The following is an 18,801-nucleotide window of genomic DNA, read 5'->3' as shown; positions in this document are numbered from 1 at the left end:
CCTCCTTTAGTCGTATGTGAAGTTATGGACTTCCATCAGTTCACTTGGCGTCATACGAATACGGGCTTCATAGTCCGGACAGACAGACGGATCGTTCTGATAGCGTTCGGCATACTGTTCCGGATCAACGAGACGGAGTTCTTCTTCGGTTAATGTCACTTTCATAAACGCGCGTTGGGAACCATGAATAATCAGGGCTTCCCCTTGTTTCCGGCGCGCCAATAATTTCTTTTCTTTTTCCGAAAAGGCGAGCCGTAATTTTTCGGTGAGGTCTTCCACTCCTTTGTCATCAAGGCCAAAGAAGACTTTCGTATAACTGTTCCCGATAATGGCTTCACCCACATTGCGGCCGTCGGTCATGGTGCCGTCCAGCACGTCCTGAATTTGCTGCGTACCGGCAATCGCACCCGCATTGTATTTTCGGAACCGTTTAAAGGCTTGATAGAAAAACTGTGCGGCATCCGGATTCAGGGTCAGGAAATGGAATTCGTCCACGAATAGTTTGATATTCTCATGCCGATTCTTCGTGATTTCATCCCACAAAAAGCTAAATGTATTTAAATAGGCAGCCGCTTGCACGTCGGCTTCACTTTGCAAGGCTTTTAAATCAAAGGACACGAGATCAGCTGTAATATCAATATTCGTATGCCCATTGAACAAGGTCGTTGAGCCGTGGACGTAACTTTCCAGAATATAATAAAAATCCCGGACAATCCCAAAGCGGTCCGCGTCTTCTTGCTTTAAGCGCTCCAGTTGCACATACACATCTGCTAAAACGGGATAATCCGTCGCGGTCAGGGTCTGAATATTGGTTGCCGCAAACAACCCCGCTGCTTCATAGGTGCGTCGTAAGACCGTATCAATGACGGCTTTTTCAACTTGTGTCAAATCAGGCTTTAAGACTTGAAAAAACCCTTTGACACGCTGGATTTTATCTTTTAAAAGAAGTCCCATCGTAACCGGAATATCATCCGCCATATCAGCAATGTCTTCTGAAAAAATCTCCAAAGGATTGATTTTCGTTTGCGCATTCGCAGATAAGTGGACCACCGTTCCGCCTAATAAAGAGACAATCTCGGAATATTCATTTTCAGGATCAACGATAAAGACTTTCACACCTTTCGCGACATACCGGAGGATTTTTTGAATCATGTAGGTCGTTTTACCGACCCCACTGGTTCCAATGACCACCATGTTTTGGTTAAGGGAATGCTTCTTATCGAGATAATCAATAGCTACCAGACTATTGGTATCGCGGTTAATGCCTTCTACGTCACTCCGTGCCGAAAGGTTTAATATTTCCGCGTCATCAAAGGAGAACATACTGGACGCGATTTCGGTATTCGATTCTTTATAGGTATAGTCTTTGAGTAAATTTTCGGCAATCGGCATGGCGGACCAGAAGGTCTGAAACATGCCTTTGATCGGGGTAATGGCTTTCATCTGCAATTTGATCAGGGTCTTTTGGATACTGTCCGTTAAGTCGTCCAGAATCGCGCGCGTCTGCGCTTGGAGATAAATGTAGGTGTACTGGTAAATATACCCGGAATGATTTTCCAGGTACTTATCCAATTGACGGTTGGCTGTGTCGATTTGCTGTTGGAGTCTCTTCTGTTTCAAGGGGTCATAGGTTTTAAGTAATTCGGCTTCCTTGTTTTTAATCGTATCGTTGTAGTGCGTCACCATCTTAGAAGAGGAACTGCCTTCCAGAAACTGAACAATCGTGATATTCCCTTTCTTGCGTTTCAATTCTGATAACCAGTTGCCATACTGTACTTTGGGATAATCGACAATCGCAATCACGCGAATGAAATTATCGCCACTTTCGATATGGTCGGGAAATTCCTCAAACGAAAACGGGTAAATAGCGTCTAAACTAGTGCGGTCTAAAAAATCGTCCAGATTACGCAAGTCTTCGGATGGAACAGGACGTTCCGATTTTGTTTCTTTCTTTTTTTTGAACAGCTGCATACACGCACCTCCTGTGGTTAATGCTGAGAAAAATTGAAGAGGTGCTTCAAGATCCCTCGGATTTCATGGGCGTTGAGTCGGGTGACGGCCATATCATAACTTTCCAGGCTGCTTTCCAGTTCACGGATAAAATGTTGACTCTTTTCCGTCAAATGCAGAGCAGCCAGTTCCAAACTGGTCTTACTTTTATCGGCCAATTTCTCTCGCAAAACAATGACATGCACTTTTGTACTCATTTCATTCGTGGACTGTAAGGTTTGGTAATAGTCCACATAACTGGCAAGTAACGTTATTTTGGCCTGATTATCCGGCTCTTCTTCTCTAACCTGTAAGTAGCGTTTCTTCCAGAACAGCACGTAATCATCAAAGGCCACGGGAATGGTCATGTCCAAGTACTGGTGGACATCCGCTTCTTCCAACGTACTCATTAAAAAGGCATTGAATTCATTAAACACGTCTTCTTGTTCACTAGCATTCAGTAAATCCAGATTAATCCCCGTTCCTTTTAACAAACACACGAGGTAACCTGTTTTTGTGACCAGAAAATCGTAATACTGGGCCTGGATCAGGCTCATATCATGAATGGACGCTTTCCCAAGATCCAACTGTTGGGGTTCGTAATCAAATAAGGGCGTTAGATCGGCCTGTCTTTTGGTTTTAATTTTATCTTTTTTGAATCCCATCATTCTGCCTCACCTGCTTTGCGAACCGGACGGATATAGTAACGTTTTTGCCGATTTTGATACCCTTTTTTGAAGGTCAGGTACTGTTGCAAGGTAATATTGTTGCGGTATTTGACTGGACGCGAGACTTTAATCGCAATGGCTGCCACGTTGATAAAGAAAAATAAAAACAACTTGATTCCCATAAACAGAACGGTATAAGGCGGCACCGCCAACACTAACAGGGACAAAAGGAAACTCGGTACCAGACCGGCAAGATCCTTCAAGTTAAGACCAAAAAAAGCGCCGTAGGAGGCGTTTACGTTATCCGCAAAGATAAATTCCTTTCCTTTTTTTGCCATGCTTCACTCCCTCCTTTTTAAACGAATAAGCCGTACACCCAAGGTAAGAGCCACACAATAGCCGCCGCTAAGGCAACAAGACCCGCTACCCGGCCGATTGCTTGGTACACTTCATTCTTTTCATGCGGGTTATCTGCTTGGGGTAAACGTTTAATGATAATAAAAAGAGCCACGCATACACCGACCAGAACCACCAATCCAGTCAGTAAGGATTGGACGATGTTTCCAGCACTTTGTAGCTTGGCTTCGACTTGAGCAGCATTGGCGCTCGCTAAAACGGGGTTCATCATAAAGAATCCCACTAAACTTGTACCAATGAGTGTCTTTCTATTCTTTTTCATAGGGGTCATCCTCCCTTTTCTGTGTCAAGGTCATGGACGGGGAATCAGTCGCAACGCGGCGGTTGGCTGCCTGCTGTTTTTGAAAGTGACGGAGGGTCTCTTGGGCGGTCTCAGGTGTTTGTAAGTCGGGTGACAGGTGTTTCACGTGGCCTTGGGACAGTTTACTGATATAAACGGCCGTTTGGCCTGTTTCTTTATTTTCTTCCGAAATAATCCGGAGGCGCCGTTCATAGGACGCCACAATCCCAGCGATTTCAATGCCATAAAAATCAATAAAGCCTTGCGCCACACTGGCACCAATAAAGGTTAATTCATTTAAGAGGATTCGGCTGTTTGTGTGAATGTCTGAAAAATCAACGGCTCGGACGTGCGGAACGGCGGCATGTTCGCCCCGATTCTCTAAAAAACGCTGGAAACGAAACGGGTGAATGATGAGTTGACGTTTGGCGTGTTGTTCTAATAGCATGTGTCGCAGAGGTACCAGGGGTTGGCCCTCTTCCTGTAATAGACGTTTTTGCTCAGAAGGCGGTTTGGCTTGTAACGCAGCATCATAGACCAAGCCTTTTTCATGGTCACGTAAAATTAAAACCGGAGACGTTTTATCAAACCATTTTTCGACAATCATCCCATCCCCCACTTTTGTTTATATCCATGAAGATTGTTTGCTCTTTATAGATATAATAAAGGACAGGGAAAGCGATTACAACTAATATCCCCCTGGAAGAATCTTTTTATCCATAAAATCTTGAAAACCAAGCGAGAGCACTTGGTTCGGTTTCATCTTCTTCCGGATGGCACGTTCTTTCAACTGATAGTGGGCCCTGTCAGTGAGTCGCAAACCAAACTGGACTTTATCCGTTGCCTCATATGACCGTGGCGTGCCGAGCGGAAGTGGCGCATACGTCACATAGTAGGCCGCAATCACGGAGAATTGCAAACCCGTTTCTTTGGAAAAGTCTTCCACTTGATCAATAATCCGTTGATCAAGTGACAGGGTCGTAGGTGTACGTTCCTGCAAGGTCGGTCTCGTATGCCACAAGCCAGTCGTTTTCTCAATTACTACATTTAAAAATCCTGTGAAATAGGCACTACCCGACAGGAAATACGTCTTATGGTGTTGATACTTGGACACAAGTGGGTCTGGGACTAAGACTTGAATGCTATTCCGTGCTACTTCGCACGGATTCAGATCCAGTTGTAATTCTTCCAGTGAAAGGTCGGAAAAGATTCCTTCATACAGATACAAATGCAACAAAATAACGGCTGTACGTGAAACGCCCATAAAATGAGCGCGTTCCACGAGTTCCTGGTAATGGGCGTCGGTAAAAGAAAATGTGATCTTCAATAGGAGGCTCCTCTCTAGCGGTTGCCACGTAGCCCTTTCATCCGATTGTGTTTCTTTTTCCGGAGGGCTTTTTTGTGTTCACGTTCCGTTTCATGGATTTGTTGCGCTTCTTCATATGCAAGATGATTCAGTATTTGTTCCAGTTTCTCTGGTCGGAAAAGGGTCTGGAAGAGCAAGGATACTTTCCGTGGTCTAAATACTTCTGCAGCAGGTGCTTGTTGAACCGATTGGACATAAGCCGTAAGCGTCTCATCCGCGACAATTCCTTTTTCCATTAGTTCATTGAATACCAGCGTACGCATACGCGGATTCGCTAATTCTTCTGCGAGTGTCGGATACATTTCGGCCAATATAGCTTGGATTTCTGCCCGTTTCTTTGGTTCTTGTACATAACGCGCCACCAGTTCATAGGCGGCATCATCGTATTTGAAGAGCGGTTGTGTGGTTATATTTTCTAAAGCGTTTAGCGTGAGTCGGTTGCCGTAGTAGTCAATGGTATCCCCATATAAGACACGCTCTTGAATCGTTAAGGCGGCCACGTCTAACGTCGGGAACTGACGGTTTATTTTCGCTTCGTAATAGCCGTTGATAACCGTCAACGCAAGTTTGGTCCGTTCTAAATCCTTTACGATGGCTTTTAATGCACCCTGTTGCGCTGGTGTGAGCGCCTGTAAGGTGTCAGGTGAAAAATGTGACAGCTGATGGGTCTTCTTAAAGGTGTCCACTTGATTTTGTAAGCGCTCATATTTCGCATTGTATTCATCATACGTTTCTAAAGGACGTTTCGCAATTATTTTTAGGTAATGCGTTAATTCGTATTGTGTTTCTTCTGTTAAAAGCCGATTGGCTTCCTCCTGAGTGAGTGGCTGATTACGTTGGATTGTCACTTCAGCCAAACGATTGAGGGCATGTTGACTAAGGTGATTGGTCTGTAACGACGGATAGTAGCGCGACACAATCCGGTTGCTTTCTTTCGTAAGCAACGCAAACGCTTCTTCTACTTTTTGATCCTGGGCCAAGATGGTTTCAATACGTGACGGTTCCTCTGAAAAGAGTGCCTGTGTTTGCTCATTGGTCAACCAATTCACCAATATGCGTTTCTTCTCAATCACGTTATCGTAATTAATAAAGAGCTTCAGGTCTTTCGATAACGCCGCAATCTGTTTCTTCTCATCTGGTGATAAAAGACGGTGAATCCCATCGCTTTCTTCTGACAATTGGATTTCCTCTTTGACATCTTGTAAGAGTTCTTTTGCTGCATTTTCTTTTTTTATGAGGACGTTTATTTGAACGCGATCACTCATGCGCCCCCTTTTTTCCATCTGTCTGGCCACATAACCTTCATGGATTGTGGGTTGCTTCGTCACGCCTAATTCGGCATAGGATTTTTCACTAATCCGTTCTGAGAAACCGTTCTTTTCTAAATACACATTCGTTAAATCAGCCCAGCCTTTTCGCCAAGCGTGCATGGTTTCTTTGCTATCCCAATCGGTTACATTCTCTTTTCGATTGGCACGGTAACCACTCTTCGTATACAAAGGATTGCCTTCTTCATCGTATAAATAAATTTTCCGTGATTTGATTCCCCACTTGCCTTGTTCATCAAAGGGACGTGTCGTCAACATCACATGGAAATGCGGATTCTGTTTATCATCTAAATGAATCGCTACGTCGGCCACCATGCCACGTTCTACGAACGCCGTTTGGCAATAGTCTTTGGTCAATGCAATCTGTTCATCAAGTGGTAACTCAACCGGCAATGCGACATTAAATTCCCGAGCGAGTTGCGAGTTTTTTGCCTTCTCATTTTTTTCAACTGCATTCCAAAGGCGTTCACGAGTTAAGCACCAATCCGGTGCATGATCCGGCTTTAATATAAACGCAATGGGTTGGGCGTCACGCTTATAAAATTTCGTTTGCCCGTAGCGTTCATCGTACAGCTTTTCCCCGCTGCGGTAGGCAGCACTAGCGACAGCCGACTGGCCTTTGCTACGCGAAATTATTTGTCCGGAAAAATGATAGAGTGCCATTTGGGTTCATCCTTTCTTATTTTTACATTCTTTTATCTTTTTCAACATGAGCCGGAGGCGAATTTTAAACCCCACGCCAATTAATCAGCACAAATAGCAACGCCATTTTTACGAAGTAAAAGATGGAGTATAAGTGCGCCCTTTACAGGGATTATTATATCACGTCCTTTTTGTTTTCCAAACTCATTCACTTATGGCATACTTTATTTGGAAGCGTTTTAATAACTAACGCGTTTATTTGAGGCATTGATTTAGGGTCAGAGAGGAGAAATACAATGGCAACGATTAATAAAAAATTAGAGCAACTGAAGAAAATAAAAGAGGAAATTGCATTCGAAAAACAAAAGATTGAGCAAGATTTTGGGAAAGAAATCATTACCACACTGAATTTGGATTATGATCAATTAACCAAGAAAGAAATGAAGCGATTAGCCAACCAATTTAAAAATAATCTAGAACAATCTCACGTTAGCATCTCCGATAATCCTAATGAGCAGAACCAGTATGACACGCATTAAAAAATTAGAACAAGAGAAAAACCGGTTGGAACGTTCTCTTTCGCGCGATCATCAAATTGAGCGAAAAAAAAGAACGCGACGTTTGATTCAAAAAGGCGCTCTTCTTGAGAAATACTTTGAATCGGAACACTTATCAGTCGAAGAAACAGAAGAGTTATTAAAGATGTTCGCTGAGTATGTCAAAGGTAAAAAGACTCCTAAATTCAAGGAACAATAGTGAGAGATACTTCGCATACTCTCCTTGATTATGATTCAGAAAACGATAAAGAATTTAAATTGCAGGTAAAAAAATAGAATTTTTATTTAGCTGTTAACAGATACAATGCTATGATTTTATTACTCTAGTTATCGAAAAGAGAACTTACACATGCGCATAAAATCTGTTATTTTTGATTTAGATGGTTTGTTAATCAACTCTGAAATTGTATCATTTGAGATTTACAAAGAATTACTTGCACAACATCAACACGATTTTACATTAGAAAACTATGCCCAAAATTATGCAGGACGCGCCGGTACATTGAATATGGAAAATATTATTAAAGAATATCGCTTACCGCTTAGTATAGAAGAAGGACTCATGCATACAGATGGCATTTATGTGATTAAAAACTGGATATTGTTGTTTTTTTTCACTCATGTTATACTAGCGTTGCGATAACGAAATGAAGTCTCATGGACGACACAAAGCCACGCCTATTCGTAGTAGGCGTGGCTTTTTTTGCGTCTGCTGCGACGACAGACGTGTGGGTTAGGTGGCAACTTGCTTGTTACCGCTAATCATCTAACCAATGATCAACCAATACTAATATTAGTCCCACAAGAAGTGGTGCGATAACTAACGAAATCAAGTCTTTCATGAACAGCACCAAGTTGCCAAGCGCTATTATACCTCAAAAAAAGAGTTCTTTTAGCATTTTCCATGCAGTTTTTAGTGCCCACTTTTTAATTTTCCCCGCTACTACCCAAGTCACGCAGACTGTTTTTATAATATTCCTGTTTGCATGTCGAACCTTTTTTATCTGCCTTAGGGTTGTTAGGCTGTATAGTGTATAAGTACGCCCTTTTTTCTAAAAAAGAGCTAGAGTATTTGAAATATTTTTTAGCTAATTTAAGTGAATAACCCTAAACAATACCTAGAACAAAACAAAACAGCATAATTAGGGGGATGGTGAAAAAGAATATACCAAAATCAAATCTTTTTTTGTTGAATAATTTCCATAGTAAAAAAGTATAACTAATAAAAATAATTGATAATATTAGAAATTCAGAAGCAAAGTAACCAATAACATTCCCAGAACTGGATGGTAAACTTTTTACAAAGAAGCCTCCAGTAAATAAAATCCAATATGTTAACTGCAATAAATAAATGTCTTTTTCTTGTTTAAGTAATGAACTACGATTTGAATGATTGAGATACTTCAAATAAAAGCTACTTAAAATAATATTTAAAGTAATTAAAGGAAAAAAAATTCCATTAAATAAAATCCAATATGTTATTAGCAATAAATAAATGTCTTTTTTTTGTTTAAGCAATGAGCCACGATTTGAATGATTGAGATATTTCAGGTAGAAGCTACTTAAAATAATATTTAAAGTAAATAAAACAAAAAGGCGAATTTCTAAATTATTGTAATATATTTCAAGTTTCATAACGCTTTCCTTCCAATTTGTGATATATGTATCATATCTTAAAATTATTAGGGGAGGTTTAAGAATGAAAAAAATATTGTTAGGACTTTTTTCACTTTTATTCGTTTCATTTTTCTTACTTAACGGAGAGAGTGTTTATGCTGATGAATCTGGAGAAACGTCATTTGTTATGATTGCTCCACACCTGGATTTAAGTATAGTGTCCGAAGAAGACATGGCTATTTTAAAAAGTCAAGGGTGGGATTTTACAGGAGAAGTCCCTACTTTAGTACAGACAGAAGAAGAGCTTAGTTTTGAAATAGCAGATAGTGTAGTTGGCACTACTATTAATCTTGGTGATTTATTTGAAGACATGGACCAAGCAGATAATAAAACACGCCAGAAGTGGGTTATATATGCCGATTTTCAGTGCACCACCTCACGGCTCAAAAGTTTATAGAGATGGAGATTTAGTTCACTGTAATAGATTCAATGGTCCTAATTCAGATAATAAACATTACAGTAAAAGTGGAACAAGTTTAGCTAAATCATTAGTTAATTTTTATAACAGTGATTGTTACTGTGCAGTAATAAGAGGTATTTGTAATGAAATAAATGACGTTTGCAATACTTCCACACGTTACCATCGTGCGTGGTGTTCATGGCAAATAGGCCATAAATTAGCGTACCATAAACATTGAAATTCGCTGTATAGACATTCTTATCTATCTCGATTATAAATATTTTGCAGAACCTGAAAATATTTAACAACAGCCCAATCTTTCATGCTAACGGTTTTGATATTTTATAATGCTTTTAGAAGGGGCTAGGAAATAACTAGCCCCTCTCGTTTTTAATTAAGGCTTATAATAAATGCTATTAGTGATTAGTTCACCAGTATCATTTTCTGGTTTTAACGACGCCGATTAGAAAGTTCGTTTATTTTGAATGCACTTCGAGCCATGAAGAAATAGCTTCCCAGGTGAGGTCTTTATCCGTGGCAATCGCTACCGTATAGTCTTCTATTTCTTTATTGCTAACGGTTAATGTCACACCATTTAAACGTAAAAATGTATGAACCGCCACCAGTGCGGTCCGCTTATTGGCATTGTGAAAACAGTGTTTCTGAACTAGTTTTTGGTACAATATGGCTGCTTTATCAAACAGAGTCGGATAGAGCTCTTTACCAAATACAGCCTGTTTTGGTAAAGCCACACACATGTTCAAGGCTGTTGGTTCCTTTACACCAATCTGCTCATCCGGGCTGTAACGTTGAATCTGCAGCGTATTAATCATAACTAATTCCCGTTCGGTTAAATAACGAATCATCGGTTGACAAGCCCTTCTAAGGCCGTACTATAATCGTCCATCACAGCGTTAACCGTTGCTAAAAAATCGTCTTCTTTTTCGACTGCTTTACGGATTTCGACGTGACCACCTTTGATAACATATTCAATGGGATCACCCACGTTTAAGTTGAGTTGCTGTAAGACATCGGGTGGGAGTGTCGTAATCACGCTGTGTCCCGATTTCCGCGTACTTCTTTGAATCATTTTCATATTTATCACCTCGTACACATAGTATATACGTATGTACTAAATGATTCAAATATATATGTATGTATTTGAATCATTTTTTAATACCTTAATCCTGTTTGACTGGTTCTCTCACGCGTCTCTTTCATAAAATGATTAAATGGCTGTGCTTCTCCCGCTATCGTTTTTTCAAGTGTCGCTATTTTAGTATAGAAATTCGAATGTTTTGATATAAATGATTACTTCTCTTTCAATTCTTTCCGCCACGTATCCCAAGTATCGCGAATACGACTTCGGCATATCACACGTGTTAAGTGCTCTTGTTGTGTGATATAAATCAGAGCGCCTTCGGCAAGACCTTTCTTTTTTGCGTCCGCGATTGATAATTCCACTATCTCCAATTGTGCCAGTAATGGCCATCCTTCATTATCACCAAATCGTACCAATAGAATCCCTAGATCTTTCGGTGTAATGGGAACACAGATTGCTTTATCGAACAGTTCCTTGAATACCTCCAATTGCCTTTGACTCAGTGGTGTTTGCCAATTATTTATCTGCATCTCTTTTCCTCTTCCAACTAGATTATGGATAATATTTCCATTTTGTATTTCTTTCTAATCACAGGGACAAGCCACTATTTATACCTTCGGATCGTTCTTTTGCAACATAGGTATCCAATAATTCTGGACCTGCAGGAAAGTCTTTCTCTATGTTCGCTATTTTTTCTTGCGGCGAGGTGATTTCTGGATGTTTCTCAACAAACGCTGTGAGCGTATTTTCCTTTAACCAGTCCGCGCCACTTTTTTCTCCTTTCCATGTTTGCCCAATTTCAACAGGGGTTTTGGTTGTCAAAATCCGATAAAACTGTGGTTCAGTCGTTTCAGAGTGCAATTCCAAATCATAAACCATATGGGTGCCAATTTTTGCAATCGGTTCAATCGTGTGAATAGAAAATAAAGCATGCCCTATTCCGTTATTTTTGGCTTCTGGTGCGTCTTTTAAGCCTGCATGCATATTCAGTCGTTCATTTTCTAAAAGCTTCTCTAAACGTGAAATCAGCTCGCTAGAGACACTTTTCACTTCTTCCAGTGCTTTTTCCAGCTCGGTCACATGCTCTAAATTCTTCGTCCATTGTGCTGTATACTGCAAGGAATGGGCTTTTGTATCTAAGCCAAACGCATGTGCCACCACATAGGCCGTCATTTCAGCTTGGTATTCTAAGACTGGTGTCTCCTGCAGCGCTGTTTCTTTTTGCGCCATTTTTTTCGGATGGTGCATGGCTGCATGCGCCAGCTCATGTATAAGCGTATGAATGGATTCGCTTTCATTATTACGATCACTTAATACAATCGCATGCGTATCAGGCCGGTAGTATCCTTTAGCAGGACTGTTACTGATTTTCGCTGTTTGAACCCCTATCTGTTCTTCCTTGGCATAACGCAATAACGTTTTCTTCAAAATCACCATCTGTTTCCCCGCATACTGAAAGTCTTTTTTTCGATTTGGAAACAAATCGGGATAATCTTCTGGCTGCGCATTTGTTTGCGTCACATCAAAAACAGTCCCCAACTTAAAGCTGACCCGTTTTCGTGTCTCAACTGTTGTTTTATGGGCTGCGAGATCCTCTTTTTCTTCTTTTGTGGCAGCACTCAGGTTTTTCCAGGTTCCCTGTTTCGTCTTGAATTGCTTAATTTCAACCGGCACAAAAATCTTGATGCCTTTTTCCCCTTTTAAGACAGAGAATCCCCAATCTTTAAACGTCTTAAAAGACGCAACACCAAACGCACCTTTAAATTGAGAATGAATCAATAACTGATTCTTCAACGAATAATTATAAAACTGACTCATAAAAACGAGAAAAGCTTCTAACTCTTTCGGATCTGTCGCATAGTTGCGTAAGTTGACATGCATCTCATCGGTTAGGCTATCAATTTCTAATTTCCGTTCTTCTGCTGTTTTCTTTTTATAGTTGTACGCCATGACGTTTCCCCTTTCGGATTACTCAGACAACCTGCTTCAATGCCGTATCAAGCATGACAAAATAGCTTTCTTCTTCTCCAAGAGCCGCTTCAAATTCCGCTATTAAATCATCTGTTACAGTCACCTGTATGTCTTTTTTTTCTTCCAAGAGATAAAACATCACTGCATTTTCTTCTTCAATATTTACAAGCATCGCTAAGGCCTTCGGCATCCCGATACCCCCCTCTCACATGTTTATTCCTGTGTTATTTTCTTGATTATTATATCTATATTTAACTTAAAATAACGGTATAAAGCAAGAAAAGCTATTGACTTAAGGTCTCACTTAACCTAGCAGAGGAGAGGGAAAGGAGCAAGTGGGCATAGTTGTACCCTAGCCATGCAAAATTAAAAAAATAATTCTGCAAACTAGGGTACAACATGTGTGTGCTTTATTTGAATTTCTAGCGTCGGATCGGTCAGTCGCTGCTTCACATCTGTATGCGTCGGTGTTGTTCGTGCAACACACCTAAAACCCTCTTAAAATCCTCCCTAAGAGCGTTGTTTTAGGTTACCGGGCTTTCGGCCCAGGATTACCACCCCCACCGTTCAATCGGCCGTAGTCGCCATTCAGGGCAGGCATGCATACAGTAATGCCTGTGATCCCCTATCTTTAGTTATTGAGGCGGCTAAAGAGAAACCGGTCCCCTTGGTCCCAGTTTTTCATGGCTGCAGCTTGTCCCCTACAGTGTTAAAAAAGTCCCATTATTGCCAACCGGAAAAGAGGTTGGTATAATAGACACATAAAACCAGAGAAGTTTTGTGTGTCTCGTAGATTGCCGTCTACGGGGCTTTTTTTGTATTCAATTGTCTTTCACTACCTAGACGATACCCTATTAAACCGCGATTTGTAAACGATTTTACAGCAAAAAAAAATACTGTGTTACAGTGTTAAAATGGGATAATGTTATTTAACATTTTAACATTTATGTTATTTAACATTTTAACATTTATGTTATTTAACACTTTGGGGGACATCTTCAGAATGCTTTCATATCAATCTTTATCAAAATGTTATTTAACACTAATGTTATTTAACATTAGTGTTACAGTGTTAAAATGGGATAATGTTATTTAACATTTTAACATTTATGTTATTTAACATTTTAACATTATGGGGGAGTGTATTGTGGGGGAGATATTTATTGCATTAAAAAGTATGTGGGGTATAATAATGTTAAATAACACAAAGGGGGAGTACATGAATGGTAGCTACCGTAATGAGTTTTGCAAACTTTAAGGGGGAGTAGGGAAAACCTCAACTTCTGCTTTAGTTGGATACAGCTTGTCTAAATTAGGGAAAAAGGTGCTCATCATTGACTTTGATGCGCAAGCCAACCTGACCTCACTGTTACTTAAAACAAAAGCGTCTGACAGCGATATTATTACGATTGATACGTCTTTAATGTCTGCCATCAATGAGAACATTCCATTAGATAGCATTGTGATTCCAATTAGTGATACCTTGCACCTGATTCCAAATGCAGTAGATTTTTCCATGTATACGCGTTATCTCGAACGGAATTTTGAGACAGAAATAGAAAAGGTTGCTTTTTTCAGTAAATTAATAGAGCCATTGAAGACTATTTATGATTTTATTTTTATTGACGTGCCACCAACATTAAGTTTGTTAAATGATACGGCGTTCTATGCCTGTGATCAGATTGTTGTTGTCCTGCAGACACAAGAACGTTCATTAGCAGGGGCAGAAGTGTTTATTGAGTACTTACAACAAACCCTTATTGATGAATTTCATTCGAAAGTTGATATCTTAGGCATTTTACCTGTCTTAAGTAAAAAAGGTGCCCGCGTAGATGATGAAATTTTGAAATCTGCTTACGAGGAATTTGGAGTAGAAAATATCTTCGACAACAAGATATCTATTATGGAACGGGTAAAACGGATGGATATGGAAGGTATTACGGATAATGATAGAGATATTCATGACCGTCGCGTCCACGAGACATTCACCCATGTTGCGAAAGAAATTATGACACGTCTAGAAGGGTAGGGGAATCATATGGCTTTATTGGATCATGATAAAAATAAAAGTAAAACAACCGGAAAGAAACTCCTTACCCGCGGACCAAGGATAGAAGTGAATTCCCAAGTTAATAGAAGTGATATCGAAAAAACCACTCCTTCTGAAGTGGTAAAAGAGAATCCAACAAATAATTTGGCAACATTATCCACGACTATCACGGAACCTGTAAATATCCGTGTCGATAATCATATTCGTAACCGCATCGCTGCTTTGATTACTATGGGGCATTCGGATACGCAAAAAGAAATGGTTGAGACACTTGTTAATCTATTTATCGAAGGGTTAGAAAAAAGTGAACTCAAACGTTTTGAAGATTTAGTAGATATCTATGAACAAAAGGATTATATGAAGCATCAGAAAAAGAATAATAAGAGGAAATAGCAGAAAGTGTTAAAATGTTATTTAACATTTTAACACTTTGGGGGATACCGATAAACCTATACCCACTATTTTTTCTAGAAATGGCATACAATGAGTCTTTAAGGAATTAATATATAAATGGGTTTGTTCAGTTCGCAAAGGAAATCTTGGATAAAGAACAAAAGCGTATGCAGGTGTATAAAAATATAGATAAAGAAAAATAAAGACGAACAATTCGGTTTTGAAGGTTTTTCTTCACATTTTATTTGGAGGATAGATATGTATATACAGTTCGGTAATGAAAAAATACCTTATGAATTATGCTGGAGCAACAAGCGTAAAAGCTTAGGTATATCTGTCCGGTCCGACAAAGTATCCGTAACAGCTCCTGAAGGGACCACGGAAGAAAAAATCAATCAGCTTTTAATGAAAAAAGCTCCTTGGATTCGAAAGCAGCTACAAGACTATCAAGAGATCAATCCGTTTATGCAGGAAAGAGACTTTTTATCTGGAGAAAAACTGCCTTATCTGGGAAGGCTATATCGTTTAAAAGTAATCAAAGAAGTTAACTTACAAACCAGTCACTTCGAATTTCAACAAGGAAGATTTATCGCTACTGTCCCAGATTCCTTGAAGGAAACAGAATACAGACAAGTCCTCTATCCTTTGTACAAAGAGTGGGTCACTGCTAAAGCAACTACCTTTACGCAGAAGAGATTGAATCGCTTTACCGCAAAGTTAAGAGAAAAACCAACCCGTATCCAGATTAAAGAACAAAAACAACGCTGGGGAAGCTGTACTCCCGATGGAAAAATTTTGCTCAATTGGCGTATTTTTTTAGCTCCAACCTCTGTCGTAGACTATATCTTAGTGCATGAATTGGCCCATTTAAAAAATATGGACCATTCAGCGGAGTTTTGGAATACCATCAAAATGATTCTACCAAACTACGAAGACAAAAAAGAATGGCTTCGGATTAACGGAAGAAAACTTTATATATAAAAACAAGCAACCAAATTAAAATGGCTGCTTGTTTTTATTTAGCGATTTCCGTATTGCGTTTCAGCTAAGCTCATAAAGTATCCTGTCAGCATAGCTGCGTCCTCCACGTCAATCTCTTCCAGTAGTAATTTAAGCTTCATATCCGCTGTTAATTGGCGCTTGAAATCGACTTTCTTAGTCCAATCACTTATAGTAATGACCCTATTCTCAATGAAATCCTGTAGGCTAATAGCTAATTTTTTTAATTTCTTCTGTTCACCGTCTTCTATTACTTCCATTAGCTTATTGTAGTAAGGTTCTTGTAAAGAAGTCAGACCGGAAACTGTTTTTCCTGCCGCTTTCTTCACTAACTCTTCTCGTGTCTTTTCTAACTCTTCTAGTAATTCTTCAATGGTTAACTGACGATTTTTGTATTCTTCTACCAATGCTTCCACTTTTTCTTTAAGAGACGTGTAGAAAACCTCATCTTCTTGCATTTTTACGGAGATTTCTTTTTTTATCGCATGTTCCATTTGAGCCGCTTTGGTTTCTGGTTTCGTATTCGCTTCTACATCAGCTTTAAACGAAGCATCTAAGATAGAAATAGGGTCATGGGCAATAATACCATTGGAGTGAATATAGTCTTGTACAATTTGACGTACCTTTTCACCACATTCTGAGATATCCATCGCGTCATCTATGGCAAACTTTGAACGTGCTAATTGACGAATGGTTCCTGTCCATTTTAACGTTGGTAAGAATCTTCCGGCTTTCGGGTTCGGTAGAACGCGGTCCATACTTTCCGCAAACCGTTTATAGGCTAAATCAAAATCTGTCCGAACATTTTCATCGCTTAGACGCAAGACTGCTTCTTCTCTTTGTTCTGGTTTTAAGCCATCGAAATAGCGCATAACTTGTCGCTGACGTTGCTCTAATCTTGGAATTTCCTCATCTATTGAGTGTAGTGCCCCTTCAATGTCGTTAGAGCTGAATACGGCTAAAGCTTCGTCTAAGAAGCGAGAAACTCCAAAGTAATCAACAATTAATCCATAAGATTTATTGTCGTCGTAGCGACGGTTCGTCCGTGCTACGGCTTGTAATAGATTATGTTCTTTTAAGGGTTTATCTAGGTACATGACTTGCTCTACGGGCGCATCGAAGCCAGTCAATAATTTATCGCAAACAATCAGCATGGCTAATTTGTCTGCTTCAAATGGTTTCTTAAAGCGTTCAATCAGTGCTCTCTCTTCGGACTTCGATTTATGATGACTAGCTAGCTCTTCCTTATCGTTATGGCCATTGGATATGATCACCGCTGTTTCAAACTTCCCATTTGAGAAGGAATCAATTAATTCCTTGTATTTGGCAGCGGCTTTACGCGAAACAGCTACTACTTGTGCTTTATAGCCGTTTACCAGCACTTTCTCTTCAAAGTGCTTCACCATATCTAGAGCAACGTCCCGCATTCGTTCAGGAGACGTTAAGACCAAATCGTTGGTGACATACTTTTGTTTGATTTTTTCTTTTTCTTCTTCGTCATACTCACTAAAGGAACGATTGAATAGTTCATCTAAAGAATCCCCACGTACTTGGAGGTCCGGTAAACGAGATTCATAAAAGATTGGGACCGTAGCGCCATCAGCCACGGCTTGTTCAATCGTGTATTTATCGATATATGCCCCAAATGTACCCGTGGTAGATCGTTCTTTTTTATCGATTGGTGTTCCCGTAAAGCCGATAAAAGTCGCATTCGGCAAAGCTTTGCGCATGTTCAGCGCAAACGTCTTATATTGCGAACGGTGCGATTCATCCGTCATGACGATAATATTGTCGCTTTCGGAAATAAGGGGAAATTCGCCATTTCCATTCTCTTGAAATTTTGCAATCAAGGTCATGACAGTGGTGCCTTGACCTTTTGACAGTTGAAGTTTTAAATCTTCCACCGATTGCGCTTGTTGCGGAGAAGAAAAGCCGCAATCGCGAAAAGTTGCCGTGATTTGATTATCTAAATCGGTACGGTCCGTCACAATCGCAATCATCGGATTCTTCAACTGCTGTATCCGTCGTAATTTTTTTGATAAAAAGATCATGGTTAACGATTTACCCGAGCCTTGCGTATGCCAAACGACCCCTCCACGTTTAGACGGTTTTTCGTTTTGTTCAATACGTTCAATCGCTTTGTTTACGGCTCTGTACTGTTGGTAACGAGCGAGTTTCTTTACTTTCCCATCATAGACAATGAAATTCCGCAATAAATCCAACACAACCTCTTTACGCAACATTCCTGCGACTAAGATATCTTGAGGCGAGTCAGAGCCCACATCTTCCAATGAAAGAGGATATGGATCTTTCCAGACACTATAATGCTTAGCTGGTGTGAAAAGAGTCGCTGCTTTTGCACGATCACGACTAGTCAAAATTATGATTTGGTTATGCCAAAACAATTTTTCATGCTCCCGAACATAGCGCTCAATTTGACGATATGCTTCTGGGAGTTGTTTTTCAGGAGACAGCTTAGGACTTTTACACTCCACAAGCACCAAAGGTAAGCCATTTATAAAAATGACGATATCCGGAATAATGGTTCCTAGGGCATTGGTTAACGTAAATTGGTTGGTTACTACAAAGTCATTATTTCCAATGGTGTCATAGTCAAAGAGTTGCACCGAATGGTTTTTATTTCCTGAGCCTAAATCTTGGACTACCGTAATCCCTTCACCAAATAACCAATCAAATATTTGTTTATTCATATGCCATAAATCTTCCGCTTGTGGCGTCGCAAAACGGCGGACCACTTTATCTAAGTTATTATCACTAATCCATGGATTAAGATGCTTTAAACTGTTTCGAAAACGCTCTTCCAACAAGACGGCTGCTTGAGAGGAGCGTTCTTGATCTAATTCAGCTGAGGTTAAATAAGTATAACCGTAGGTCTTTAATTGTTCGATAAAAGGAATCTCCACTTGCGTTTCTTCGTATCTCTCCAATGAACATTCACCTC

General features: G+C 39.9%; 21 protein-coding genes and 1 pseudogene. 7 read left to right on the top strand and 15 right to left on the bottom strand.

The features are described 5' to 3' along the window. Positions 1-6: 6 nt before the first annotated feature. The 7 genes from G7058_RS11770 to mobQ form a co-directional block, all read right to left on the bottom strand. Positions 7-1,971 (bottom strand): VirB4 family type IV secretion system protein, encoded by a 1,965-nt coding sequence (locus G7058_RS11770; RefSeq protein WP_166063817.1) that lies wholly within the window; start codon positions 1,969-1,971, stop codon positions 7-9. Between the two features lie 17 nt (positions 1,972-1,988). Next, positions 1,989-2,657, bottom strand: coding sequence for a TrsD/TraD family conjugative transfer protein (gene trsD, locus G7058_RS11765; protein WP_227004533.1), 669 nt, complete (start codon positions 2,655-2,657; stop codon positions 1,989-1,991). Further along, a complete protein-coding gene (locus tag G7058_RS11760) occupies positions 2,654-2,995 on the bottom strand; it encodes a hypothetical protein (protein WP_166063816.1) in 342 nt (113 codons plus the stop codon). Before G7058_RS11760 ends, trsD begins: the two co-directional genes overlap by 4 nt. Before the next feature lie 17 nt (positions 2,996-3,012). After that, positions 3,013-3,336: a CagC family type IV secretion system protein gene (locus tag G7058_RS11755; protein ID WP_166063815.1), complete on the bottom strand. Its 324-nt coding sequence runs from the start codon at positions 3,334-3,336 to the stop codon at positions 3,013-3,015. Continuing rightward, positions 3,323-3,961 carry a hypothetical protein gene (locus G7058_RS11750; RefSeq protein ID WP_166063814.1) on the bottom strand — a complete coding sequence of 213 codons (639 nt, stop codon included), beginning with the start codon at positions 3,959-3,961 and terminating at the stop codon, positions 3,323-3,325. The genes G7058_RS11755 and G7058_RS11750 overlap by 14 nt, the downstream gene beginning before the upstream one ends. Before the next feature lie 81 nt (positions 3,962-4,042). Beyond that, positions 4,043-4,681: a hypothetical protein gene (locus tag G7058_RS11745; RefSeq protein WP_166063813.1), complete on the bottom strand. Its 639-nt coding sequence runs from the start codon at positions 4,679-4,681 to the stop codon at positions 4,043-4,045. A gap of 14 nt (positions 4,682-4,695) precedes the next feature. Then, complete coding sequence (mobQ, locus tag G7058_RS11740; RefSeq protein ID WP_166063812.1) at positions 4,696-6,711, bottom strand: MobQ family relaxase; 2,016 nt, start codon at positions 6,709-6,711, stop codon at positions 4,696-4,698. Positions 6,712-6,986: 275 nt separating this feature from the next. Here mobQ and G7058_RS11735 point away from each other — a divergent pair, with 275 nt between their 5' ends. From G7058_RS11735 to G7058_RS11725, 3 genes are all read left to right on the top strand, one after another. Further along, positions 6,987-7,229, top strand: coding sequence for a hypothetical protein (locus G7058_RS11735; protein ID WP_166063811.1), 243 nt, complete (start codon positions 6,987-6,989; stop codon positions 7,227-7,229). Further along, positions 7,216-7,446 (top strand): hypothetical protein, encoded by a 231-nt coding sequence (locus G7058_RS11730; RefSeq protein ID WP_227004532.1) that lies wholly within the window; start codon positions 7,216-7,218, stop codon positions 7,444-7,446. Before G7058_RS11735 ends, G7058_RS11730 begins: the two co-directional genes overlap by 14 nt. 150 nt (positions 7,447-7,596) lie before the next feature. Then, on the top strand, positions 7,597-7,890 hold the full coding sequence (locus G7058_RS11725) for an HAD hydrolase-like protein (RefSeq protein WP_166063809.1): 294 nt from the start codon (positions 7,597-7,599) through the stop codon (positions 7,888-7,890). A 115-nt stretch (positions 7,891-8,005) separates the two neighbouring features. Here G7058_RS11725 and G7058_RS11720 read toward each other — a convergent pair whose 3' ends face one another. After that, positions 8,006-8,089, bottom strand: coding sequence for a type I toxin-antitoxin system Fst family toxin (locus tag G7058_RS11720; RefSeq protein WP_166063830.1), 84 nt, complete (start codon positions 8,087-8,089; stop codon positions 8,006-8,008). 265 nt (positions 8,090-8,354) lie between these two features. Beyond that, positions 8,355-8,882, bottom strand: coding sequence for a hypothetical protein (locus tag G7058_RS11715; protein WP_166063808.1), 528 nt, complete (start codon positions 8,880-8,882; stop codon positions 8,355-8,357). Positions 8,883-8,946: 64 nt separating this feature from the next. Between G7058_RS11715 and G7058_RS11710 the strand changes: the two genes are divergently transcribed. Continuing rightward, the gene (locus tag G7058_RS11710) at positions 8,947-9,321 is read left to right on the top strand and encodes a hypothetical protein (RefSeq protein WP_166063807.1); all 375 of its coding nucleotides are present in this window, start codon (positions 8,947-8,949) and stop codon (positions 9,319-9,321) included. A 479-nt stretch (positions 9,322-9,800) separates the two neighbouring features. Here the strand turns inward: G7058_RS11710 and G7058_RS11705 are convergent, their stop codons facing one another. The 5 genes from G7058_RS11705 to G7058_RS11685 form a co-directional block, all read right to left on the bottom strand. Next, entirely contained in the window at positions 9,801-10,190 is a 390-nt protein-coding gene (locus tag G7058_RS11705) for a type II toxin-antitoxin system death-on-curing family toxin (RefSeq protein WP_166063806.1), read from the bottom strand. Further along, a complete protein-coding gene (locus G7058_RS11700; protein ID WP_166063805.1) occupies positions 10,187-10,420 on the bottom strand; it encodes an AbrB/MazE/SpoVT family DNA-binding domain-containing protein in 234 nt (77 codons plus the stop codon). Before G7058_RS11700 ends, G7058_RS11705 begins: the two co-directional genes overlap by 4 nt. Positions 10,421-10,635: 215 nt before the next feature. Next, the gene (locus tag G7058_RS11695) at positions 10,636-10,956 is read right to left on the bottom strand and encodes a hypothetical protein (RefSeq protein WP_166063804.1); all 321 of its coding nucleotides are present in this window, start codon (positions 10,954-10,956) and stop codon (positions 10,636-10,638) included. 58 nt (positions 10,957-11,014) lie between these two features. Further along, positions 11,015-12,376 (bottom strand): DUF6782 family putative metallopeptidase, encoded by a 1,362-nt coding sequence (locus G7058_RS11690; RefSeq protein ID WP_166063803.1) that lies wholly within the window; start codon positions 12,374-12,376, stop codon positions 11,015-11,017. Positions 12,377-12,398: 22 nt separating this feature from the next. Further along, positions 12,399-12,587 (bottom strand): hypothetical protein, encoded by a 189-nt coding sequence (locus G7058_RS11685; protein ID WP_166063802.1) that lies wholly within the window; start codon positions 12,585-12,587, stop codon positions 12,399-12,401. A 1,033-nt stretch (positions 12,588-13,620) separates the two neighbouring features. Between G7058_RS11685 and G7058_RS11680 the strand changes: the two are divergent. The 3 genes and pseudogenes from G7058_RS11680 to G7058_RS11670 all read left to right on the top strand — a co-directional run bounded on the left by G7058_RS11680 (position 13,621) and on the right by G7058_RS11670 (position 15,821). Beyond that, a pseudogene (locus tag G7058_RS11680) lies at positions 13,621-14,426 on the top strand (ParA family protein). Between the two features lie 9 nt (positions 14,427-14,435). Beyond that, positions 14,436-14,840, top strand: a complete 405-nt coding sequence (locus tag G7058_RS11675) for a DUF5388 domain-containing protein (protein WP_166063801.1) — start codon at positions 14,436-14,438, stop codon at positions 14,838-14,840. A 258-nt stretch (positions 14,841-15,098) separates the two neighbouring features. After that, on the top strand, positions 15,099-15,821 hold the full coding sequence (locus G7058_RS11670; RefSeq protein WP_166063800.1) for a M48 family metallopeptidase: 723 nt from the start codon (positions 15,099-15,101) through the stop codon (positions 15,819-15,821). Positions 15,822-15,859: 38 nt separating this feature from the next. Here the strand turns inward: G7058_RS11670 and G7058_RS11665 are convergent, their stop codons facing one another. Beyond that, positions 15,860-18,787 carry a type I restriction endonuclease subunit R gene (locus G7058_RS11665; RefSeq protein WP_166063799.1) on the bottom strand — a complete coding sequence of 976 codons (2,928 nt, stop codon included), beginning with the start codon at positions 18,785-18,787 and terminating at the stop codon, positions 15,860-15,862. Positions 18,788-18,801 lie beyond the last annotated feature (14 nt).

Source organism: Jeotgalibaca porci (genome assembly GCF_011299095.1).
In the GTDB taxonomy this organism is placed as follows: domain Bacteria; phylum Bacillota; class Bacilli; order Lactobacillales; family Aerococcaceae; genus Jeotgalibaca; species Jeotgalibaca porci.
The sequence above is the reverse complement of the archived record's forward strand: the minus strand, read 5'-3'. Positions and strand labels throughout refer to the sequence as shown.